We start from the raw sequence: 21,448 nt of genomic DNA on the forward strand, positions 1-21,448 counted from the left end.
TCTCGGGCTCGAGGTTGTCCTGTTTTGTCTTCAGGCCTCGTTTGGTGGTGCGGATAGTTCCACTGGCCTCCAGGGAGGGCAACGTTCCCTATCGATAGTTCTTCACCGGTGTCTGCCGCCTGAATCTTCAGGATTTCCCGAGCAGGGTTGGCATGGCAAGCCGCGCAGCGGGGCGAATAGGTACCCCGTTCTCGAAGATGACAACCCCTTAAGATTCAATCCATGTTCCCGAGGTGTACCGGCTGCCTGAGATGCTTCGCAGAACACGGGTTTCCGACGTCTGAAAACCGATTCAGCGCCGGACAGGGGACACCATTCTAAGCGTTTTTACGAGGGGATATCATTTGTACACCGTGATCACCACATCGGGGCACATCTCAGCGCACAGTTTACAACCGGTGCATGCCTCCATATCGCTGATGTGAGCGGTGGGATAACCCGACAGATTGATGGAGGAGCTGATACTGAGGAGCCCTTTGGGACAGGCCAGTACGCAGAGTCCACACCCCTTGCAGCGTTCTTCTCTAAATTTGATCAAGGCCATGATTCAGCATGTCTTTCTACGCAGTTTCCGAGCCTTCTTTTCCGGATCGGGGACAGTCGGTTCGACAGGGTTGGTTCCGGATCTAAACCTATTACGTTTCGAGGACGAAAATGACCTCCAGGCGCACGCGGAACTCTTTGATTTGTCCTTCTTCTACGGAGACACGCTGCTCGATGACACGCAACCCGGTGATTCCCCGCAGAGTGCGGTTCGCCCTTTCGAAACCGACCCGGATGGCTTCATCGAAACTGTGGGGTGACGCTGCGATAATCTCCGTTACCCTTGCAACACGTTCCATGTCTACCTCTCCTGTTTCCAAATCGAATCCTCTTCGTAGCTTTTATTGGGCGTCTTCCCAGATGACGGGCGTGAGCAGCCGTTCGTTGTTCCGCATATCCTGTCGAAGAAGTCTATGCAATCGGGCATAGCCTGGACCGGGGGTGCCGTCTCCGATGGTGCGGCCGTCGAAGCGAACAACCGGCAGGATGTCGAGAGACGTTCCCGTGAGGAAAACCTCCCGGGCCTGATAGGCCTCCTCGGGGGGTATTTCGCCGAAGACGGCGTCTTTGAGGTGTCCCTCCTGCACCAGCTGCCGGGCCAGCTCGAAAACCCGCTGCTCGGTGATGCCCGAAAGCGTCGTGTCCAGTCCGGGGAATTTCAGAATGCCCTCTGCCGTGACGATACCGAGGTTTTCCGTCGAACCCTCGGCAAGAAATCCCTTTTCATCCAACCCGACGGAATACCCGCAGCCCGCCTCGACCGCCTCCATCTTCATCAGAACATTGGGCAGATAGTCACAGGATTTGATGGTGGCAAAAAACGATTTTTTGATGGGGATGCGGCTTGTAATGATGGAAATGCCCTCCCGGTAGTGGGCTTCTGGCAGGCCTTTGAACCGGATCACGTTGACGTACAACTGGCTTTCAGGACAATCGAACGGGTTGGCGGTGAAACTTCCCGGACCACGCGACACCATTAGGCGGATCAGGCAGTCCCTTTGGCCGCCTTTCCGTACGAGAAACCGGATCAGATCTCTAATATCGGCATAGACTTCGGGCGGGGAGAGGGAAATGGCGCGGGCCGAACGGTTCAGCCGCTTGAGATGCTCCTCCATCTGGTAGATCTTGCCGTCGACGCAGCGCATGACGTCGAAGACCCCGTCGCCCCGGTGGACAAGGTGGTCGTCGACAGGGATCAACATCAGGTCGGGATCCGTCGTGAATCCTCCCCACTGGGTCGAGTACATCGTCAGGTAATTATGCTGCCAGGGTTTTTCCCGGGCGCTGATACGGTCGAAAAAATCGGTTCTGGTGATCTCTGGAAGTTTCATCATCGATGACGGGAAGACCCCATGATCCACGGTGTACAGATCCCTGCCACCGGAGCGTTGAATAAGGTTCGATGCCTGCCACTCGAAAGGCCGATAAGGAAACGGTTTGATGCGTATCAACCGTGACAAGTGCTTGACACCATTATAACCAAAAACTACCATACTAGCCGATCCGGTCAGAAAGCTAAACAATTAAATTCTAAAAATCAATCAATTTTTGTGTTCCTGTCTTGAAAGGAAGCTGGAGCGTGCGGGTCGGCCCCCGGGACCCGGTTGTGGAAAGCCGGAGGTGCCGCTGATCGTCCACGGTTGAGCCGGGGCCCCGAAGCTCGACCATGCCAGAAAGGAAGCCTTCCCATGAGTGAAAGACAATTCTTGGTGGATGATATCACCATCAAGGACACATGGCGCATGTTCAACATCATTGCCGAATTTGTCGACGGCTTCGATGTCCTGCCGGACGTGCATCCGGCGGTCACCATCTTCGGCTCCGCGCGCGCCAAACCCCAGAGCCAGGCTTATAAGATGACCGTCAAGACCTCCCGGCTGCTGGTTGAAAACGGGTTCAACGTCATCTCCGGCGGAGGCCCGGGGATCATGGAGGCGGCCAACAAGGGCGCGGCCGATGCGGGTGGCAAATCCGTCGGCCTGCACATCGAACTCCCGAACGAGCAGCAGGCGAACCCTTATTCGAATATCAGATTGAATTTCAAATACTTCTTCATTCGTAAGGTTATGTTCGTCAAATACGCCGTCGCTTACATTATCATGCCGGGAGGTTTCGGGACCCTCGACGAACTTTTCGAGGCCCTGACGCTGATCCAGACGGAACGGATCCGTTCCTTCCCCGTGATCATGATCGGCTCGAAATTCTGGGGAGGTCTGGTGGACTGGATCAGAGACACCATGCTCAAGGGGAAGACCATTTCGCCCTCAGACCTCGACATTTTCCGGGTCGTGGACACGCCCGAGGAGGCCGTGGGGATCATCAAAAGGCGTGTCATTGTCTGAGCTGACCTCCGAAGAGAGACGAATGGTCACGGAGTGGGCCGAGGGCCTGCGCTGTCCCCTGGGCGATCGGGCCCTTGGCCTGTTGGGGGCCTATCTCGCCGAGCTTTGGGAGTGGAATCGACGGATGAATCTGACCGGCCTGCGCTCCCGCGAGGAAGTGGTCCGTGAATTGCTCCTGGATTCCCTGATGGCCGGATCGATTCTCCCCGCAGGAGGAAGCCTGCTCGATATCGGTTCGGGTGCGGGATTTCCGGCTATTCCCATCAAGATCTGTCAGCCGGCCGTGATGGTCCATCTGCTGGAAGCCAATGCGCGGCGGGTCTCGTTTCTGCGGCATGTCATCCGGGTGATGCGGCTCGAGGGGATCGAAGTGTTCAGGGGCAGGGCAGGGGAAGACTGGTCAAAACGCAGCGCCGGCGGCTACTCGTGCGTTACGGCACGGGCTGTAGCGCCTCCCCCGCAGGCTTTGCGGCTGGGGGCACCCTATCTCGCTCCCAGCGGCCGAATGCTGCTTTTTGCAGGAGAAGACCTGACGGCTGTGGTGAACAGCATTGATCCGCAATTGCAAATCTTTTCAATCCGTTTGGAGCAGGTGCTTCCGTACCGGCTGCCTCGAAAACCGACGCTTCGCCACCTCCTGGTCTTGGCGAAACGCGACGCCGACGACCCTGTAAGAGAAGGCCATTAGATTTCAACCTGGCGCACACCACCCGTTGCTTCACCGCGCAGAGGCCAGCCGCCCGGCGCTTTCGGGGGTGCAGCGTTTGGTCTTCCGGATAGGCTCTGGGTGAAAAAGGCCTCAGTGCGACGATTCCAGTGCATGGAAAACCGTTGCAACCTGGTTGTCGATGTACTGATCGAGGGTCAAGCGGTTTTTGAAATGCCAGTGTTTCAAAACCCACATGTGGGCCATGATGATGATGTTGTAGGCCATCAAATCAACGTCGACCTTTCTGAAAAGGCCTTGTTCTATGCCATCCTCCAGAATGCCCGCGAAAATCCGGCTGATATCCACCTCCATTTGCATGATGCGCGTTTTCGATGCCCGATCCAGTGAGGCGGATTTCTGGTAAAAAAGAAGCACTTTTTCCTTTTCGCGGTCCAGAATTCGATGGTAAATGACCAAGGCAATCGCCAGCTTTTCTTCCGGGTCCTGGATGTCTTCAAGCTCGCGGGTCAAATTTTCACGGAAGGCTCCGAGCAGGTCTTCCATGATGAGGCGCATGATCTCCGACTTGTTTTTGACGTAATGGTAGGTGACAGGCAGGCTTACTCCGGCCGCCTCGGAGATTTCCTGTATCGATGTGGAAGCGAACCCTTTCCTGGCATAAAGATTTGCCGCCGTGTCGACAATCTGACGACGCACTTTGTCTGATGAAGCAATTTGATCGAGGACCGTCAGCTTTTTAAATGTTCTATACATGGAAGCTCTCTCATGAAGGGTGAAATGGATCGGCAAACAGGTGATGCGGAGATTTCCCCATGTCGAACCAGGTCTGCCCGGTTCCGGTCCAGAAACGAGTTGTCCAGCCTTTTTCTCCGGTCGGAGAGGGAGGAGCCCTCTGCGGTGACGGATAAGATCACCCCTTCGGCCGATCGCTTCGATTTTGACCAGGTCATCGTTTCTGGACTGAACCGCGCCGGTATTCCATATGCATTCTCAAACAGAAGCCGCCTAATCCTTGGTGTACTTGAAGGAAACGTTCAGTCTTGCCCGATAGGATGTGATTTTTCCGTTTTCCACCGTAACGTCCAGTCTGGTTATTTCAGCGACCCGAAGATCCCGCAGTGATGTACCGGCGGTGTCAATCGCGGTCTTGGCCGCTTCTTCCCAGGACACATCACTCGTCCCCACCAATTGGATGATCTTGTAAGTGCTTCCAGCCATTTCGTTTCTCCTTTCCTCTGATGTGAAGGTTAGCGCCGATCAGAAGACCTTGGAAAGAGACCACCTCCTTTCCCATTGAGGATGGTTCCAATGCGGGCTCGGCCTGGTGCACCGGCCGCGCAGACGAAACAACGGCAAAAAGAACCGTATTCAGTTTAGCACAAAAACCGCTCTTTTCAAGGGAATCTTTCCGCCGGGACCCTTGTGTCCGGAGGAATCATGCCGCTCGCAGCCACCGGGAAACCATCGAAATCCAGTTCAGGCTCCACACCGGTAAAGAAGGGTTTTTCTTCACACGCTGCGCGTGCGCAGTTCCACCCCTTCGCGGCGGGTCCCGGTTTCTTCACACCTTTCGGGTGCTCAGTCCCACTCCTTCGGGGCGGGTTCCGGCTTGTCCCCTATCAAGGAAAGCGAGCGTTTGTGCGTAAGCGCCAGATGAGCCGTCGCACAAGCAGATCTGCCCGTTGGCGTCGAAAGGGGAAAAAAGATCATGGCAGGATGGAGTCCGGCTCAGCCGGCGGGAAATCCCCAGTCCGCAAGTTGCGCCAGCATCCGTTCCCGGTGGGTTCCCGGCCAGAAACAGCGGCGGCAGACGGGGCAAAAGCGGATGGCCCCATGGTGAATCGCCTGGACATAGTCGGGCACCGTTTCTGAGAGATTGTCCGGAGCGGGTTCCAGAGGGGCGTTGCACCGGATGCACCGGCTGAGCCACTGGGATGACGGGGGATCGATTCCGAGGCTTTCACGCAGCTCCATCAGCTGGGGTCCGGTACGTTCGGCCCGGATGAGCACGGCCCCGGGATGAGAGGCGACGCGTGCCTGCTGCCTCGAGAGCAGGATCCGATCGTCCATGGGGAAGTCGGCGGGAAATCCAGGGCCGTAGCTTCTTTGATAGATCGTATCGAAACCGAGCACCCTCAGCCACTTGGCCAGGCTGCCGAGCATACAGTCGGCGACGAATCTCATCTCTCACCTCCACGTCAGTCTATCTTTGTTGACCGGGAAAAACAATTGTTATAAACCGTAGATCGGCCGCACCTGGTCGAGGAAGTGACCCGGGCGGGCCGGCTGGTTGGGGGTGTAGGAGTTCGCCCCCGACGGGCAGGAGGACTTGGGCAAGAAGAGGACATGAACGGGGTCCGGAATAGCGGAGAGTCCGAGCTTCAGACGCTCGGGTGCAGACCGTCCGGAGACCCTGCTGAAAGGCCAGGCGCCTGGCTCTGGGCCGAAGGCTGCTCTCCAAGACCCGGGCGGGGGTGGAAGGCCGCGTGCGGGTCGGTTTGAGGCGCCAAGCGGCTGTGATGAACTTTCCATCCGGGAATGGTCTTTATTAGCCAATCTCGGCGTCAATCTGCACGTTTGCTTGTGAGGCGACCTGCAGGTCGCCTCAGCGCAAACGCTTAATTTCCTTGATATTGGCTAAAAATCCTCATTCCCGGATTGGAAACTGAGTCCCACCGCGAAATCATTTCCGGATGGATACGAACTATGAGGAAACCAAAATGGAAAAGATGGTAATAGAAGGCGGCCGCCCCCTCCGAGGGGCGGTTTCCGTGAGTGGAGCGAAAAACGCCGCCCTTCCGATTATGGCGGGCTGTCTTCTGGGGGGTGGGCGGCATGTGCTGCGAAATGTCCCCCGGCTGCGGGATATTTCCACGATCGTCAGGATCATGGAGCAGTTGGGGGTGCGCTTCGATGAGGGCGAGGATTTCCTGGGGGTGGACGCCTCGGATTTGAGCGGCTATGAGGCCCCCTACGACCTGGTCAGGACGATGCGCGCCTCGATCCTGCTGCTCGGCCCGCTTCTGGCCAGGCAGGGAAAGGCAAGGATTTCTCTGCCCGGAGGCTGCGCGATCGGAGCCCGGCCGGTCAATCTGCATCTGCGGGCGCTGGTGGCCATGGGTGCGGATATGCATCTCGATCAAGGATATATCCACGCCACGGCCGGCCGGCTGAAAGGGGCCGATATCTTTTTCGACATCCCCACCGTGACCGGCACCGAAAACATCATGATGGCTGCTGTACTGGCGGAAGGCCGGACGGTCCTGCGGAATGCCGCCAACGAGCCCGAGGTGAAAGATTTGGCGGATCTGCTGCGTGCGATGGGGGCGCAGATCGAGGGCGACGGCGGGGACATCATCACGATCGAAGGGGTCGAGAGCCTGAAGGGCGTCGAGCATACCATCATTCCGGACCGGATCGAGACCGGGACCTTCATGATTGCCGCGGCGATGACGGGAGGGGATGTGTCGATCAGCGGCTGCCGGCCGGAACACGTGGGCGCCCTGATGGAGAAGCTCAAGTCCGCGGGGGTCGGCGTGGAGGTCGTGCCGGGTTGCATCCGCGTACAGGGCTCCGAAGAGATCCGCGGGGTGGATATCAAGACCATGCCTTTCCCGGGTTTTCCGACGGATCTGCAGGCGCAGTTCATGGCTCTGATGTGCGTCGCCCGCGGGTCGAGCCTCATTCGCGAGACGATTTTCGAAAACCGGTTTATCCATGTGAGCGAGCTCAAGCGGATGGGCGCCGACATCGAAATCAACGGCAACCAGGCGCTGGTCAGAGGGAGGGAGCGTCTTTCAGCGGCCCCGGTCATGGCAACCGACCTGCGTGCGAGCGCCTGCCTGGTGCTGGCGGGCCTGGCCGCCGAGGGCGGCCGGACCGAGGTCAGCCGGATCTATCACCTCGACCGGGGCTACGAGGCGCTGGATGTGAAGTTTCAGGGCCTCGGCGCTGCGATCTGGCGCGAGAAAGAATGAAACAATGCACCGGCCGCTTGTTCCCGTTCTTTGTGCATGGGTGGCCGGGATTCTGCTGGGGCACCGGTTCCACTTCGCCGGGGGTTATTTTGTCGCGGCCCTGGGCGCCGCCGCAGCTGTTTTCGTGCTTTTGACCCTTCTTTTCCCCAGGGGCCGCCGTGTGATGTTTCTGCTCCCTGGAATCGTAGCGGCTGCGGCCCTCGTCGAGAGCATCCACCATCCTTTGCCGATCCTCGATGTCCTGGCTCCCCAGGAGCCGCAGCTCGGGCTGGTGGGGACGGTTCTGAATCCTGTCCGTGCCGAAAATGGGCGCGGGCGATTCGCGCTGGCCGTAGAGCGAGTGATCATCGGTCGGACCGCTCTGAGCGCCGACGAGAAGGTTCTCGTCTCTGTTTACGGCAAGGGGGTTCCCCTGCGCGCAGGAGAACGCGTTCAGTTGCCAGCACGGCTTCGCGTTTTCCGCAATTTTGCGAATCCCGGCGCCTATGACTACGAAGGCCAAATGGCCTGCCAAGGGTTCAGCTGCCGGGCGGTGGTTTCGGACGGCCGTCTGGTGGTGCCTCTTGGGTATGGGGAACGGCTCCCTGTCAAAGCGTTTTTCGAAGAAGGACGCGAGCGTTTTCGGGGGCTCTTGATCGAACGGCTCGATGAGCGGAGGGCGGCGTTTTCTCAGGCGATTCTGCTGGGGGATCGGAGCGCTGTCGATCAAACAACGCAGGACCGTTTCAATGTCAGCGGCCTGGCGCACATCCTCGCCGTCTCCGGGCTGCACATGGGTTTGCTGGCTGGGTTGACCTTTTTCGGCTTGCGCCGTTTGCTGCTTTATTCCCCGCATCTGGCGCTGTGCGTGCCGGTGGGTGTCCCGGCTGCATCGGTCACGGCTCTCACCGTCCTGGTCTACCTCGGGATGGCCGGGTTTCAGGTGTCGGCCCAACGGGCCGTCCTCATGGTCTTGATTTTCCTGGGGGCCGGGCTCTGGGGCCGATCGCGGGACAGGTGGTCCACCCTGGCGTTGGCTGCGCTGTTGATCCTCGCGGTGGACCCCCAAGCCATCTTTTCCATCTCCTTTCAACTCTCTTTCGGGGCGGTCGCGGGTCTGCTGTGGTTCATGCCCGTTTTCACGGACAGGCTGGGTCTCAACGCGCCTCGAAAGGGTTCGGAAGGGCGGGGTTCGCGACGCGTATTCGGATATTTTGCCGGGCTCGCGGCGGTTTCTTTGTGCGCCACCCTCTTCCTGCTGCCTTTGACGGTTTATTACTTCCACCGCTTCCCGTTGGTGGTGGTTCCCGCCAATCTCTCGGCTGTTCCCATCTTGGGGTGCTGGGTATTGCCGCTGGGGTTGTTCGGCGCCTTTTTACTCCCGTTTTCGGAGGAGGCGGCCGGGGTTCTGGTCGAAATGTCCGGCTGGGGCCAGTCCGTTGTCCTGTGGCTCGTCCGTTTCTGGGCGGATCTGCCCTGGGCAGGCGTGTGGCTGCCTACTCCGAACGGCTTCGAGATCGCCCTTTTTTACCTGGGACTGCTCTCGCTTTACTTTTTTCGACGAAGTCTCTGGGCGAAGCGGCTGGCGATGTCGGTCGCCTTGCTGGTCCTGTTCGATTCCGTCTATTGGGTCAAACGGGTCTACCTCAACGAGGATATGCGCGTTACCTTTCTGGATGTGGGGCAGGGCAACGCGGCCCTGGTCGAATTTCCCGGGGGAAAGAAAATGCTTGTCGACGGGGGCGGTTTCAGCGGGGGAACCTTCGATGTCGGGCGTATGGTGGTGGCGCCCTTCTTGTGGCAGGCGAAGATTCGACAATTGGATTACCTGGTCCTGAGCCACCCGGAGGCGGATCACATGGGGGGCCTCCCCTTTATCGCGGCATCATTCTCACCGTCGGAATTCTGGTACAACGGGGATACCGCAGACAATGACCTCTACCGGCGCCTCGCGCTGACCCTCGAGGAGGAGCGCATCTTCCCGCGGCTGCCGCCCGCCGGACCGGACGCGACGATGATCAACGGGGTGAGGGTTGAGGTCCTGCAGCCCGGAAAGGACGGGATGGAGCCGGAAGCGGAGGGACTTGGTTTCAACAATCGTTCTCTGGTCTTGAAATTGTCCTATCAGGGCTTCGCCTTTCTGTTTCCGGGAGACATCGAAAGACCGGCTGAAGCGCTGCTGGCCAACCGCTGCGGGGAGGCCCTCAAGAGCGATGTCCTGCTCTCCCCGCACCATGGAAGCGCCACCTCGAGCTCCGATGTTTTTCTCGCTCGGGTGCGCCCGCGGATATGTGTCATTTCGTGCGGGGCCGGCGGTGATTTTCCCGACGCACGCACCCTTGCGGGTTACTCTGCCAGAGGCTGCGAGGTGTTTCGAACCGATTGCGACGGGGCCGTGGTCTGCACCGTTCGGGAGGGGAGGCTGTCGATGCGCACCTATAACGGGAGAAAGTTGGAGTTGAGAGGGGCTCCCGGGGAGGGCCTGCTGTAAGAAAACCCTTGTTGGGTGATGGAGGCGGCCCCGCGCTGGATGTTCATTTCAAGGTGAGCAAAAGAGGGTTGTGGCGCGGTCCAGGACGGGCCGGTCGGGTTTCGGAAAGCTGAAAACCTCTCGGGAAGGCCCTTTCTTTGCCGTCGATCCGGCCCCGGCCGCCCCCACTCGACGCCGTCGGCGGAAAGGGGCAGGTGCGAACCATTTCAGGGTGGATGTTGCTTTATGGGATCAGGAAAAACGAGGCATCTGTTTGTCTGTGGGAGCTGCGGCTACCAGGCGCCCAAGTGGCTCGGGCGGTGTCCGGATTGCGGATCCTGGAACAGCTTCATGGAGGAAACCGAGGTCCAAGCCGAGGGCCGTCGGGGCGGGCGCCGTTCGTCCATCGGGCGGCCGGAGCCGATCACATCCATATCCCTCGAGAGCGAAATGCGCTACGTTGCGGGGATCCCGGAGTTCGACCGGACGCTCGGAGGAGGGGTGGTGCCGGGTTCGGTGACCCTGATCGGCGGCGAGCCCGGGATCGGCAAGTCGACGCTGATCCTGCAGATTCTTGCAAAGCTGACGGAGGGCGGGAGGTCCGCCCTCTATTTTTCAGGGGAGGAATCGGCCCAGCAGATCGGGCTGAGGGCCGAGCGTATCGGGATCCGGGCCGATCGGCTTTTCGTCTTGACCGGGACGTGCATAGACGAACTGCTGAAGCAGGTGGGGGAGCTGAAACCCTCGCTTCTCGCCGTCGATTCGATCCAGACCGTTTATTCACAGGACATGGGGGCGGCGCCCGGGAGCGTCGGGCAGGTGCGGGAGGCGGCCCTGCGGCTGATGGACCTGGCGAAGGGGTCGGGCATCCCGGTCTTCCTGATCGGGCACGTCACAAAAGAAGGGGCCATCGCCGGGCCTAAGGTCCTGGAGCACCTTGTGGACACGGTCCTCTATTTCGAAGGGGACCGCGGGCATCTTTACCGTATCCTGCGGGCCGTGAAGAACCGTTACGGACCCTGCAACGAGATCGGCGTCTTCGAGATGAAGGACGCCGGCCTTTGCGAAGTGGGAAACCCGTCGCGCATCTTTTTGGAGGAGCGGCCGGAAAACACCTCCGGCTCCGTTGTGTTCCCGTGTCTGGAGGGCACGCGTCCGCTGCTGGTCGAGATTCAGGCGCTCGTGGGGCCGAGTTCGTTCGGGACGGCGCGGCGGACGGCCTCGGGAATGGATCAGCACCGCATCGCGCTGCTCGTGGCGGTCCTCGAAAAGCGTCTGGGAATGCAGCTGGCGGAGCAGGATATCTTCGTCAACATCGCCGGCGGCCTGCGGGTCGATGAGCCGGCGGCCGATCTTGGACTCGTTTCCGCCTTGATGTCCAGTTTTCTGGACCGGCCGGTGCCGCAGGACTGGGTGTTTTTCGGGGAGGTGGGCCTCGCCGGAGAGGTGCGCGGCGTCAATCACCCCGATCTGCGCATCCGTGAAGCACGGAAGCTCGGTTTCAGCCGCTGCTGCCTGTCCCGCAGCCGTCTCGAGGGGCTTCAGGCGGTGGAAGGCATGCAGTTGACCGGCGTAAGGTCGATCCAGGAACTCTTCGATGTACTGTTCGGGTAGGTCGGGGCGGTCGGCCTTCTCCGCCCCCTTCCCTAAGGGATTCCGCTGACGAAGACGGACTTGCGACCGGAGTGGAAGACGGGCCCGCAGGCTTGGTGGAGGAGCGCGGGAGAAGCCCCTGTGTTGTGCCTCGAAAGGCCCCGGGTTTCCATCCGGGTTGCCGCGTGCGGTCTTCACGCTCCGCCCGGACGCCCTGACAGGCTACGGATGGCCAGCCGCGCGGGACTCGCCTGGCGCTTTCAGGCGGAAGCGCCAGGCGCAATACCACTCCTCGGGATGGGGGCCCGGCGGACAGCCGATGCACTCGGTCTCGATGCGGGGATCGATGGCTTCCGCGAAATAGGTGTATTCGACCAGACCGACCGAGGTGCACGGGTAGTCGTCCAGCCCTTTGCGTTTGCGTGCCGACTGGACGCGGCAGTCATTCATCTGGAAGACGAAGCTTTCCGCCCCTTCGTCGATGATGGTCTGCACGTTCACGCGGGCGTAAGTGCGAAAACGCAAGGCTGTTTTCAATCCTTCGAGGCCCGGTCGCTCGGGCAGGTGGAGCAGCCTGCGGATGGACCAGGCCTCGAAGGGCGAGTACCGCGTCCAGCAGGAATCGTTGCAGCGCTTGGCATCGTTCATGCCATGGGCGAATTCGACGGCCTGGAACCAGATGCCGTCATTGGCAAGCCAGTTCTTGGAGACCTCGTCCGCCGCCTCGAGCAGCTCTTCCCGGGAGCGTTCCAGGAGGGGCTTGGGTATGCCCTCGACCAGCTCGAAGTTGAACAGTTTGGCCATCCGCTTCATTTGCACTGCGTAGGTTTCCTGGTAGGCCGTTCCCAGGACACCGAGGGCCTTGGGCATGCCCATCTGGTGCTCCACTTCCCTGAGCCAGAGCGTGTGGTGCACCGCGATGCGGTGGAAGATGTCCAGCACGAACCGGGCCAGGTCTTCCTTGCCCATATCTTCGGGTCTCGTGATGTCCTCTGCCATGGTCTCGTCTCCTGGTGTAAATGGAATCGGCCGCTCCGGCCGCCTTCTCGATGCAGAGCGCCGGCTGGTCTCGTGGCGGGTGGAACCGGTGAAGCGGTGGTGTTTCATGTGAAACATCACCGCTTCATAGCATGAATCCGCGCTCTTTGGCAAATCGATTCATTCAGCGAATAGGGTATCGAAATACAACATATTGACTTTTATGGGGCCATCTGCCACAGGATATAGTATTTCTTCTTTACAAAAGGCCTCAGATAGGCTATAAAATCCGAGCGATAGCCTTTTTCTGCCGATGTGTTGCTCCGTCTGAAGGAAGGATCGGCCTTACAGGAGGCGCACATGCGTATCAACAAGCTCTCCATCCGCGGGTTCAAATCCTTTATGGACCGGGTCGACATCGCTTTCCCGAAGGGGATCAGCGGGGTGGTGGGGCCGAACGGCTGCGGAAAGAGCAACATCATAGACGCCATCCGCTGGTGCATGGGGGAGCAGAGCCCCAAACAGCTGCGGGGCCTGCGCATGGAGGACGTGATTTTCAACGGCGCCGGGGATTACAAGGCCTTCGGGATGGCCGAGGTGTCCCTGCTCTTCGATAACGAGGACGGCGCGGTGACCCATCCCGCCTTCCGGCATGATCCGGAGATCGCGGTCACCAGACGGCTCTATCGATCCGGAGAGAGCGAGTATCTCATCAACGGCGCCGCCTGCCGGTTGAAGGACATTCAGGAGCTGTTCATGGACACGGGCCTTGGCAACAAGGCCTATTCCATTATCGGTCAGGGCCGGATCGGCAACATCCTGGAGCAGCGGCCGGAGGAGACCCGGGTGATGCTCGAAGAGGCCGCCGGGATTACCAAATTCCGCCGGCAGGCGGAAGTGACGGGGAAGAAGATCGAACTCACCGAGGAGAATTTGCGGCGTGTCGAGGATGTCCTTGGGGAGGTGGAACGGCAGATGCGCTCCCTCCAGCGACAGGCGGCCAAGGCAAGGCGCTACAAGGAGATCTCGGAGGAGATCGCCCGGTTCGAACTGACCCTGGCAAGCAACGCTTATCAGCAGATGCTCGGCCAATTGAAAGATCGGCTTCAGGCCTCCGAGGGGCTCGTCGAGCAGGAGATCGAGCGGACTGCCGCGCTTGCCCAGGCCGATGCGAATCTGTCGGCGCTCGATGGGATGAGGCAGACGGCCGAGAGCGATCTCAGGGATCGCAGACGACGCTATGAAGTCTTGAAGGAAGCGGTCCACCGTCAGGAATCGCTCCAGGAAACCCTCGGATCCGAGATCCGGATGCAGCATGAGATGGGCGAGCGTCTTCTGCAGGAAAAGGAAGACATCGTGCGGCGCTGCCGGGAATTGGCCCTCGAGCGCCAGGCCCTCGAACGTGGAGCGGAGGAAAAACGCCTCGCTATAAGGGAGATGGAGCAGGAACTCGGCCGTCGACGCGAGCACGTGAAGTCGCGCCGGGAGGCCTTCCAGACGCTCAAGGACGAGTTCGAGGCGGTCCGGGAGGACATCCTGTCGCGGGACAAGCGGCGGGCGGGCCTCAGCCAGGAGTCCGGCTACCTGGAGAAGACGATCGAGCAGATCGTCGATCGTCGTTCGCGGCTGGAGACGGAAAAAGGCGAACTGAGCCAGAAGATGGAAAAGGTCATGACAGCCTCCGAGACGCGGGCGCTTGCCCGTGAGGCTGTTGCGGAGCGGCTGCGGGAGCTCGAGGATGCCATCGCCGGGGAGACCGATCTGCTGGATGAGCTCAAGCAGGTTGGAAGGCGGGTGGAGACGGAGTTCAAAACGGCCGAAAAGGAGTGGACGGTTTTCCAGACCCGGCTTGGGAGCCTTCAGACGCTTCTCGACAATTACGAAGGGTACCAGAAAGGCGTCCGCAACATCATGAGGGCGCAGGATCTCGCTCCGCACAAGGAGGGCCGGATCCTCGGCCTGGTCGCTGACATGATCGACGTGCAGCCGCACTATGAGCAGGCGGTGGAGGCGGTGTTGGCGGAGAACCTCCAGTCCGTGATCGTCGCGACGCAGGAGGACGGACGTCAGGCGGTCGAATATCTCAAGCAGGAGGACCGGGGGCGAAGCAGCTTCGTGCCGATCGAGGACCTGAACGGGGAGAACGGCAACGGCCGCAAGATGTATCCCGGCGCCCACCCCCTTGTGAGCTTCATTTCCTGCCCCGACAAATATGTACCGCTCTTTGGCACCCTGCTGGGACGGACGCTGGTGGTGGACGACCTCGAAACCGCCCTCAAGGCCTGGAAGGCAAACGGGAAGGATTGCTGTTTCGTGACGGTCGACGGGGACATGGTGGATGAGCGGGGCGTTATCAGCGGGGGGCGCTTTTCGCGGGTTACCCAGGGGCTGCTCGCACGCAAACGGGAAATGACGGAATTGAAGGCCCAGGTCGATGCGGGGCGCACCCGTGCGGAGAGCTTGAAAGAACGCCTTGAACAGATCGAAACGGAGGTCGAGGACCGGCGCATGGCGGTCGAGGCCCTCGACAAACGCAGGTGGGATCTGCGGGATGAGCGCAACGAACTCGACAAGGCCGTCTTCCGCCTGAGCCAGGAAGTCGATCAGCTGCAAAGGATGTCCGAAAGAGTGAGCGAGGACCTCGAACGCAAGGACAAAGAATTGATCAGGCACCGGGCTGAACTTGAAAAGGTCAGGGCCGCCCTGGATCTGTGCGCCGCCCGTCAGGCCAGGGAGGAGGCGGCTTTCGAGGAGAAAAAGGCGGAGGTCGAGGCGGCTGCGGAGGAGATCGATCGGCTGAAGGAGGCCTTCGCGCAGGCGGAAAGCGATGATCGGCTCCTGCGGGAAGAGCGCAGGGGGATCCTGCGTGATATCGAGAGGCTGGATGCCTATGCGCAAGAGGCTGCCGGCCGCCTGGCGCGCATCGACGAGGATCTGGCCGAAGGCCTGGAAAAGAAGGCCGGAGCCGAAGAAAGACGTGCGGCGGTGGCCAGGGAACTCGGATTGGCTTACGCGGATCTGCGCGAGATGCAGGGCTGGATGGAGGAGAAGGAGCGCGCCTTTCAGGGGTTCGTAGAGGAAATCAAGACCGGCGAGGCCGCCGCCGGGCGGATCAGGGGGGAGATACAGGATCTCAGGGAACGGATCAATCGCCTCCAGATGGCCCATTCCGAGATCCGACTGCAGATGCAGGCCCTCGTGGAAAAGGTGCAGGAGAACTTCAATCTGGATCTGGCCGCCGTTTTCAGGGAGCATCTCCAGGAGGCGGCTTCGAAGGTCGACCTGGAGAACGAAATCAAGGAAAAAAAGGCGCGGCGCCTGGCCCTTGGCGAGGTGAATCTCGTGGCCATCAGAGAGTATGAGGCCTTGAAGGAGCGGTACGATTTCATCCAGGGACAGCGGCAGGATCTGATCCAGTCCATCGATTCCCTCCGGGCGGCCATCCGGAAGATCAACCGGACCTCTCTCGAGCGGTTCCGTGAGACGTTCGACCAGGTCGATGCCAAGCTGAAGGAGATTTTTCCCATCCTCTTCAACGGCGGCGAGGCCGGGTTGAAGCTCACCGACGAGGAGCGTCCGCTCGATAGCGGCGTCCTGGTGGAGGTGAAGCCGCCCGGGAAGCGGCTGAGCCACATGGGGCTCCTCTCAGGTGGAGAGAAGGCCCTGGTGGCGATGGCCCTTCTCTTCGCCATCTACATGATCAAACCCAGCCCCTTCTGTCTGCTCGACGAAGTGGATGCACCGCTGGACGAGGAGAATGTAGACCGTTTCAACCACCTGCTGCTCGAGATCAAGCGCGCTTCGCAGATCATCATGGTGACGCACAGCCGGAAAAGCATGTCCATCAGCGACCGCCTGTTCGGTGTTACGATGGAGCAGGCCGGGATATCGAAGCTCGTGTCCGTGGATCTGGAAAGGGTGAGGCGGCACTGAACCGAGGGGTCACCGCCGGCCCGCTCCAGTGGCGCCGGCAATCTCCAAGGCTGCTCGGCCGGCTGGCCGCGGGCATTCTCTTGCCGGGTTCCTGCCAGCGAAAGGCTGGGACTGAGCACCCGAAGGGTGTAAAGAAACCGGGACCCGCCGCGAAGCGGTGGGACTGAGCACCCGAAGGGTGTAAAGAAACTTCCCTGTTGTTGGATTGGAAACATTCGCGTATATGATAAGCCTTTACGGGTGGCATCCAGGCCGTCCGGAATGTCCAACCGGAGCGAGGCGAAAGCGCGGCTGCCGTCCGACAGCCGATTGGAGGATAGGAAGCGATCGAGGATCAAGCCAGGGGTTTAAACGACCATGTTTAAATTTTTTACGAAGAAACAAGACGATAAAGAGCAACCCGTAGACCGGGGGGAGGTTGTTCCGGCCAGTTCCCTCCACCCGTCTCCGCCGTCCGATCAAGAGGGTTTTTTTTCTAGGCTCAGGGCGGGGCTCTCAAAGACCCGGAACGGATTTACCGGGAGACTCGACCGCCTGTTCCTCGGGAAGAAAGAGATCACCCAAGACCTTCTGGAGGAATTGGAGGAGATCCTGTTTACCTCCGATATCGGGGTGGCGACGACCCAGGAACTGATCGCAGAGGTGCAGGCGAAGGTTGCCCGCAAGGAGCTCAAGGATCCCCAAAAGCTGAAAGAGGCCCTCAAGGGGATGATCTCGGCCTTCCTGGAGGTTCCGCCCCGGCCGCACACTGCTCCTCTGCCCGGCGAACCGCTGGTGATCATGGTGGTGGGTGTCAATGGGGTGGGGAAGACGACGACGATCGCCAAGGCGGCGCATCGTTTCCGGAGCGAAGGGAAGAGCGTGATACTGGTGGCGGCCGATACGTTTCGGGCCGCTGCTGTCGAGCAGTTGTCGATATGGGGGGAGCGTGCCGGGGTTCCTGTGATCAAGCAGCAGACAGGGGCCGATCCCTCGGCGGTCGCCTTTGACGGTGTGGCGGCGGCCCTCGGCCGGAAGGCGGATGTGGTGTTGATCGATACGGCGGGCCGGCTGCACACGCGGACGAACCTGATGGAAGAACTTCAGAAGATCAACCGCGTCATCGGCAAGAAACTACCCGGTGCCCCTCACGAGGTCTGGCTGGTTTTGGACGCCACGACGGGGCAGAACGCCATCTCGCAGGCGCAGCTTTTCAATGAGGCTGTAAGAGTGACCCACATCGTCCTCACCAAACTCGACGGCACCGCGAAAGGCGGGATTGTCGTGGGTATATCGAAACAGCTTGCCATACCCATCAAATTGATCGGCATAGGGGAGAGGATGGATGATCTCAGGCCTTTTGTCCCCCGGGACTTCGTGCAGGCCATCTTCGAATAGCCTCTTCATGAAACGTCCTCCGCATTCGAGCTCGTTTCGGATGCGGAGGACGATAAGGTGCCGGAACACAATGAAGCGCGCGGCCGGGATCGGCCGATTGACGGTTTTTACTCCAAAAAACGATCTGTTTTCGAATCCGTGAAGAGGATCACAAGGCGCGCATCCACTCCGGCCGCAAGCCTACTTCTCCTTTCAACGCCGCATCGATAATGTCGAGGGCTTCCTGTTTGCCGCGGGGCAGCCGTGCACGGACCGGCAGGTAGTTGGAGGCGTGGTTCGAGAAGAAAAGCCCCCGGGTCAGATTCGTCTCGGCGATCATTTCACGCAGCTCCATGAGGGTTTCACTTTCCTCCAGGAGTTCAAAGCGCCCTTGCTGGTATTCCTCGTACAAAACGGTGCCGGGGATGAGCATGACGGTGAGGGCGCCGATATAATCGGGATCCATGGCGCTCAGCAATCTGCCCGTAGCGCGGGCGTGTTCCAGGGATTTCTCCCGGCCGGCGATGCCCAGCAGGACCGTGACGGAAAGCTTCATCCCGGCCGCTTTGACCTTCCTGCCCATGTCGATCAGGTTCTGTGCCGTCGTTCCCTTGCAGATCTTCTCGAGGATTTCCTCATGGCCGCTTTCCACCCCGAGATAGATGATCCCGAGGCCGTTTTCGCGCAAAGCGATCAGCTCCTCCGGGGATTTCATCTTGATGCTTTTGGCGTTTCCGTACGCCCCGACCCGTTTTACCCAGGGTAGATGCTCCCGGATACGGTCCAAAATCCACATGAGGCGTTTCTGGGGAATGATCAAGGCGTCGCCATCCATCAGGAAGACCTTGTCCTGCCGCTTCATGTACTTGGAGGCGAACAGGATGTCGCTCAGGATGATGTCGTCGTCCTTGATCTTGAAACGTTTGTCCTTATAGGTGCCGCAAAAGGTGCACTTGTTGTGGGAGCAGCCGGTCGTCACCTGCAGCAGAATGCTGTAGGCCTCGCTGGGGGGTCGGATACAGCTGCCTTCATAGTGCATCCCGTCTTGTTCGGTTGTGCAATCCATCGTATGGTCCTCCTCAAAATCCAGTCCGCCGGCCGGAAGTCTATGACGGAACGGCCTTGGCTTTCAGTCTGTGCCGCCGCACGGACAGGCTGCAACCACCTGCCGGGCTGAGTGATCCTCCGGTTCCTATCTTGCAGGTGCGGAATCGAACGATCCAAATATATTCAATATAAACGTTTATATCGGGAAGTCAAACCATCCGGGCTCTGTGCCCGCCCGGAGGGAGGTTGCGTCCCTGCACCCGCGAGTCGAGAGCGAAGGCTGCCTCCGCCGGGCGGGACCGATGATTTTACCCTCGATCGAAGGCCAGCCGCTTCGGTCCTTCCCGGAAGAGGACCTCCATCTTGCCTGGTTCGACGATGCGGGTGACGAAGCCGATGCCGAAGACGGGGTGTTCCAACACGTCCCCGGAGGAAAAGACGGACTGGATGGAATAGGGCTTGGGAACGGCGTCGGGATGCGCGGCCCATTGCTCCTGCCACTTGACCGATTCGGGATCCGGCCGTTTTCGGACCGGTGTCCTCGGCTTTTTCACCCGTGATTCCGGGGTTGCACCTTCGTGCGGGCGGTGGTAAGCATGTTCCTTGCGGCACGTCAGACAGATGACCCTTACGATCCTCTGCCTGTCGAGGGCGACGATGACGTGCATGAGATCCATCTTGCAACTGGGGCAATGGGCAACAACTTCCTGTGCGACCTGATATGACATGGATACCTTTCCTGACAAGGCTTTGGCGACGAGACGCAGTGGCGCTTGAAAAAACAGCTGTCCCTCGCCGCTCAGGCTGGACGTCGATGGGCCTGTTTGATGGAGATAAATCCGGCAGGCGGTGCGAGGCGCATATGAACGCAGAATGCTCTTTCTTTATAAACGCAGCAGGACGCGAGGTCAAGTTCAGTCCTCCTTTTGAGGCTTTTTGTTCCAGGAGACGGCATTCCAGCAGAGGGCTGGGCAGGGTCAGGCGGCCGGTTGGCTGCGACAGGAGAAGATCAGGTGACGACGCTTATCGATTTGTCGCTCGAGATTGAAGAAGGCATGCCGGTTTACCCTGGGGATCCGGCGACCCGAATAGACGTTCTGGAGGCGCCGGAATCGACGGGAGAAGGCTGGACGGTTCACTTCATCCGTATGAGTCTTCATGCCGGGACCCATATCGAGGCCCCTTCGCACAGCATACCCGGTGGGAAGACCCTCGACGACTACCCCCTCGAGGTCTTCCGAGGTCGGGCTGCGGCGATCCGGCGGGAGGAGATAGGATGGAGGGAGATCGATGCGCCGATCCTGCTGGTGCATACAGGGGAGGATCCTAGGGCGGATATTCAGGACCGGGGAACGGCGGCGCCCTTTACCCCAGACGAGATGCGGTGGATCGCGGATCGGGGTGTCCGTCTTGTGGGATTCGACGTCATGAGTGTGGGGGATATCCATGTCCACCGCGCCCTCCAGGAGAGGGACATCCTGATTGTGGAATCGATGCGGGGGCTTGATGCTGTCTTGCACCGGTCCATGAATGTGTATCTTTTTCCGCTCCGGATCGTGCGTGCGGAGGCATCGCCCGTCAGGGCGGTGGCCGAAATCGTTTCGTGAGGGCGATGAACCGGAGACTAGGCAGAAAAGGGTTCGTTTCCTGATGGAATTTCAACCGAAGGGGCAGGCTTGAGGCGACTCTGTCCGTGCGGTTCCGCTTCCGCCTGTGATGCCGGAGCGTTCGGTCGTCACGGACCCGGGCAACCCCGCCTCGGCGTTTCACAGGGCGCTGCACAGCCGGGGGGTGGATCGACCGAGCGTGTTTCTCGACAACGTTTTTCCGAGTGGAAAAGCGATAACGTTATCCATGAATCAGTGAGCGAGGAGGGCTATGATGGCGACGCAGCCACCGAAAGAAGTCAAGATCAATTTTCCACAGGGTCTTTATGGAGGGGTCTATTCCAACAACATGGCCGTCGGGCACAGCCGCGAAGAATTCATTATGGATTTCCTGATGGTTGCGCCCCCAGCCGGCGCCGTTACCGCGCGCATCATCGTCAGTCCGGGGCATATGAAGCGGATTGCAGCCGCCCTCCAGGACAACCTGCGCAAATACGAAGAAAAATACGGTGAGATCCAGCAGGCCGAGGAACCGAAGCCCGACATCCAATTCAACTGAAGACCCGGGTGACGGGGCGAGGAGCCGTGCCCGCGGCGCTTCTGACGGCAGGCGCCCGCCGCCGCTGGTTTCGGCGGTTAGAGGTAGAGGTAAACAATCAGGATGGAGGTTGCCAGCGAAACGATAGCCGTTGTGATGGCCTCGGTACGGGCCTCGGGCGAACGCCCGAAGATGGCGATGGCCCCACCCAGCAAAGACAAGGCGAAGGCGATAAGACAGGCCCCTTGTAGGATGAGGACGGCCTCTTTCCCTATGTGTATGAAAAAGGAGATCAGGAAGGCAAAGCCCACCAGCGCGGCGAGTGTTTGACGGTCGCGCGGTCTGCCGAGCATGGCGGCGAGGCCGCCGATGACGGCCATGGCAAATGAAAGAACGGCCATCAGGTTCTGCATGC

19 protein-coding genes are annotated in these 21,448 nt (G+C 59.9%); 9 read left to right on the top strand and 10 right to left on the bottom strand.

Annotation, left to right across the window (positions count from 1 at the left end; translation table 11 throughout):
• Nucleotides 1–340: 340 nt before the first annotated feature.
• From H567_RS22255 to H567_RS0100405, 3 genes are all read right to left on the bottom strand, one after another.
• Entirely contained in the window at nt 341–544 is a 204-nt protein-coding gene (locus tag H567_RS22255; protein ID WP_035252933.1) for a 4Fe-4S binding protein, read from the bottom strand.
• A 91-nt stretch (nt 545–635) separates the two neighbouring features.
• Nucleotides 636–842: a dodecin family protein gene (locus H567_RS0100400; protein WP_028319870.1), complete on the bottom strand. Its 207-nt coding sequence runs from the start codon at nt 840–842 to the stop codon at nt 636–638.
• A gap of 42 nt (nt 843–884) precedes the next feature.
• Nucleotides 885–2,036 (bottom strand): aminotransferase class IV, encoded by a 1,152-nt coding sequence (locus tag H567_RS0100405; protein ID WP_084516686.1) that lies wholly within the window; start codon nt 2,034–2,036, stop codon nt 885–887.
• A 195-nt stretch (nt 2,037–2,231) separates the two neighbouring features.
• Between H567_RS0100405 and H567_RS0100410 the strand changes: the two genes are divergently transcribed.
• Nucleotides 2,232–2,885, top strand: coding sequence for an LOG family protein (locus tag H567_RS0100410; protein ID WP_028319872.1), 654 nt, complete (start codon nt 2,232–2,234; stop codon nt 2,883–2,885).
• On the top strand, nt 2,878–3,573 hold the full coding sequence (gene rsmG / locus H567_RS26790; RefSeq protein ID WP_208598299.1) for a 16S rRNA (guanine(527)-N(7))-methyltransferase RsmG: 696 nt from the start codon (nt 2,878–2,880) through the stop codon (nt 3,571–3,573). The genes H567_RS0100410 and rsmG overlap by 8 nt, the downstream gene beginning before the upstream one ends.
• A 111-nt stretch (nt 3,574–3,684) precedes the next feature.
• Here rsmG and H567_RS0100420 read toward each other — a convergent pair whose 3' ends face one another.
• The 3 genes from H567_RS0100420 to H567_RS22265 form a co-directional block, all read right to left on the bottom strand.
• Nucleotides 3,685–4,308: a TetR/AcrR family transcriptional regulator gene (locus H567_RS0100420; protein WP_028319873.1), complete on the bottom strand. Its 624-nt coding sequence runs from the start codon at nt 4,306–4,308 to the stop codon at nt 3,685–3,687.
• A gap of 252 nt (nt 4,309–4,560) precedes the next feature.
• Nucleotides 4,561–4,773, bottom strand: coding sequence for a dodecin family protein (locus H567_RS0100425; protein ID WP_028319874.1), 213 nt, complete (start codon nt 4,771–4,773; stop codon nt 4,561–4,563).
• A 510-nt stretch (nt 4,774–5,283) separates the two neighbouring features.
• Complete coding sequence (locus H567_RS22265; RefSeq protein ID WP_051184342.1) at nt 5,284–5,739, bottom strand: Mut7-C RNAse domain-containing protein; 456 nt, start codon at nt 5,737–5,739, stop codon at nt 5,284–5,286.
• 536 nt (nt 5,740–6,275) lie between these two features.
• Between H567_RS22265 and murA the strand changes: the two genes are divergently transcribed.
• The 3 genes from murA (at nt 6,276) to radA (ending at nt 11,595) form a co-directional block, all read left to right on the top strand.
• Nucleotides 6,276–7,532, top strand: a complete 1,257-nt coding sequence (murA, locus tag H567_RS0100435; RefSeq protein ID WP_028319875.1) for a UDP-N-acetylglucosamine 1-carboxyvinyltransferase — start codon at nt 6,276–6,278, stop codon at nt 7,530–7,532.
• 4 nt (nt 7,533–7,536) lie between these two features.
• The gene (locus H567_RS0100440; RefSeq protein WP_028319876.1) at nt 7,537–10,002 is read left to right on the top strand and encodes a DNA internalization-related competence protein ComEC/Rec2; all 2,466 of its coding nucleotides are present in this window, start codon (nt 7,537–7,539) and stop codon (nt 10,000–10,002) included.
• A 225-nt stretch (nt 10,003–10,227) separates the two neighbouring features.
• Nucleotides 10,228–11,595, top strand: a complete 1,368-nt coding sequence (gene radA, locus H567_RS0100445) for a DNA repair protein RadA (protein WP_028319877.1) — start codon at nt 10,228–10,230, stop codon at nt 11,593–11,595.
• A gap of 201 nt (nt 11,596–11,796) precedes the next feature.
• Here the strand turns inward: radA and H567_RS0100450 are convergent, their stop codons facing one another.
• Nucleotides 11,797–12,573, bottom strand: coding sequence for a DUF6125 family protein (locus tag H567_RS0100450; protein ID WP_028319878.1), 777 nt, complete (start codon nt 12,571–12,573; stop codon nt 11,797–11,799).
• A 339-nt stretch (nt 12,574–12,912) separates the two neighbouring features.
• Between H567_RS0100450 and smc the strand changes: the two genes are divergently transcribed.
• Together smc and ftsY are read left to right on the top strand one after the other, a co-directional pair.
• Nucleotides 12,913–16,485 (top strand): chromosome segregation protein SMC, encoded by a 3,573-nt coding sequence (smc, locus tag H567_RS0100460; protein ID WP_028319879.1) that lies wholly within the window; start codon nt 12,913–12,915, stop codon nt 16,483–16,485.
• Nucleotides 16,486–16,842: 357 nt separating this feature from the next.
• Complete coding sequence (ftsY, locus tag H567_RS0100465) at nt 16,843–17,862, top strand: signal recognition particle-docking protein FtsY (RefSeq protein WP_028319880.1); 1,020 nt, start codon at nt 16,843–16,845, stop codon at nt 17,860–17,862.
• A gap of 148 nt (nt 17,863–18,010) precedes the next feature.
• On the opposite strand, the gene H567_RS0100470 is transcribed toward ftsY, so the two are convergent.
• Nucleotides 18,011–18,880: a radical SAM protein gene (locus H567_RS0100470; RefSeq protein ID WP_028319881.1), complete on the bottom strand. Its 870-nt coding sequence runs from the start codon at nt 18,878–18,880 to the stop codon at nt 18,011–18,013.
• A gap of 316 nt (nt 18,881–19,196) precedes the next feature.
• Nucleotides 19,197–19,616 (bottom strand): hypothetical protein, encoded by a 420-nt coding sequence (locus tag H567_RS0100475; RefSeq protein WP_028319882.1) that lies wholly within the window; start codon nt 19,614–19,616, stop codon nt 19,197–19,199.
• A gap of 285 nt (nt 19,617–19,901) precedes the next feature.
• Here H567_RS0100475 and H567_RS0100485 point away from each other — a divergent pair, with 285 nt between their 5' ends.
• Both H567_RS0100485 and H567_RS0100490 read left to right on the top strand, forming a co-directional pair.
• Nucleotides 19,902–20,495, top strand: coding sequence for a cyclase family protein (locus H567_RS0100485; protein WP_028319883.1), 594 nt, complete (start codon nt 19,902–19,904; stop codon nt 20,493–20,495).
• Nucleotides 20,496–20,766: 271 nt separating this feature from the next.
• Nucleotides 20,767–21,054 (top strand): DUF3467 domain-containing protein, encoded by a 288-nt coding sequence (locus tag H567_RS0100490; RefSeq protein ID WP_028319884.1) that lies wholly within the window; start codon nt 20,767–20,769, stop codon nt 21,052–21,054.
• Between the two features lie 77 nt (nt 21,055–21,131).
• On the opposite strand, the gene H567_RS0100495 is transcribed toward H567_RS0100490, so the two are convergent.
• Nucleotides 21,132–21,446 carry a hypothetical protein gene (locus tag H567_RS0100495; protein WP_028319885.1) on the bottom strand — a complete coding sequence of 105 codons (315 nt, stop codon included), beginning with the start codon at nt 21,444–21,446 and terminating at the stop codon, nt 21,132–21,134.
• Nucleotides 21,447–21,448: the final 2 nt, after the last annotated feature.

Source organism: Desulfatiglans anilini DSM 4660, assembly GCF_000422285.1.
Taxonomy (GTDB): Bacteria; Desulfobacterota; DSM-4660; order Desulfatiglandales; family Desulfatiglandaceae; genus Desulfatiglans; species Desulfatiglans anilini.

What these genes read in the sequence shown, in the direction of transcription:
- H567_RS22265 (WP_051184342.1), bottom strand. Translation starts at nt 5,739, where the DNA reads ATGAGATTCGTCGCCGACTGTATGCTCGGCAGCCTGGCCAAGTGGCTG.
- H567_RS0100495 (WP_028319885.1), bottom strand. Translation starts at nt 21,446, where the DNA reads ATGCAGAACCTGATGGCCGTTCTTTCATTTGCCATGGCCGTCATCGGC.
- H567_RS0100490 (WP_028319884.1), top strand. Translation starts at nt 20,767, where the DNA reads ATGATGGCGACGCAGCCACCGAAAGAAGTCAAGATCAATTTTCCACAG.
- H567_RS0100420 (WP_028319873.1), bottom strand. Translation starts at nt 4,308, where the DNA reads ATGTATAGAACATTTAAAAAGCTGACGGTCCTCGATCAAATTGCTTCA.
- H567_RS0100470 (WP_028319881.1), bottom strand. Translation starts at nt 18,880, where the DNA reads ATGCACTATGAAGGCAGCTGTATCCGACCCCCCAGCGAGGCCTACAGC.
- H567_RS0100440 (WP_028319876.1), top strand. Translation starts at nt 7,537, where the DNA reads ATGCACCGGCCGCTTGTTCCCGTTCTTTGTGCATGGGTGGCCGGGATT.
- H567_RS0100425 (WP_028319874.1), bottom strand. Translation starts at nt 4,773, where the DNA reads ATGGCTGGAAGCACTTACAAGATCATCCAATTGGTGGGGACGAGTGAT.
- smc (WP_028319879.1), top strand. Translation starts at nt 12,913, where the DNA reads ATGCGTATCAACAAGCTCTCCATCCGCGGGTTCAAATCCTTTATGGAC.
- H567_RS22255 (WP_035252933.1), bottom strand. Translation starts at nt 544, where the DNA reads ATGGCCTTGATCAAATTTAGAGAAGAACGCTGCAAGGGGTGTGGACTC.
- H567_RS0100400 (WP_028319870.1), bottom strand. Translation starts at nt 842, where the DNA reads ATGGAACGTGTTGCAAGGGTAACGGAGATTATCGCAGCGTCACCCCAC.
- ftsY (WP_028319880.1), top strand. Translation starts at nt 16,843, where the DNA reads ATGTTTAAATTTTTTACGAAGAAACAAGACGATAAAGAGCAACCCGTA.
- murA (WP_028319875.1), top strand. Translation starts at nt 6,276, where the DNA reads ATGGAAAAGATGGTAATAGAAGGCGGCCGCCCCCTCCGAGGGGCGGTT.
- H567_RS0100405 (WP_084516686.1), bottom strand. Translation starts at nt 2,036, where the DNA reads ATGGTAGTTTTTGGTTATAATGGTGTCAAGCACTTGTCACGGTTGATA.
- H567_RS0100475 (WP_028319882.1), bottom strand. Translation starts at nt 19,616, where the DNA reads ATGTCATATCAGGTCGCACAGGAAGTTGTTGCCCATTGCCCCAGTTGC.
- H567_RS0100450 (WP_028319878.1), bottom strand. Translation starts at nt 12,573, where the DNA reads ATGGCAGAGGACATCACGAGACCCGAAGATATGGGCAAGGAAGACCTG.
- radA (WP_028319877.1), top strand. Translation starts at nt 10,228, where the DNA reads ATGGGATCAGGAAAAACGAGGCATCTGTTTGTCTGTGGGAGCTGCGGC.
- H567_RS0100410 (WP_028319872.1), top strand. Translation starts at nt 2,232, where the DNA reads ATGAGTGAAAGACAATTCTTGGTGGATGATATCACCATCAAGGACACA.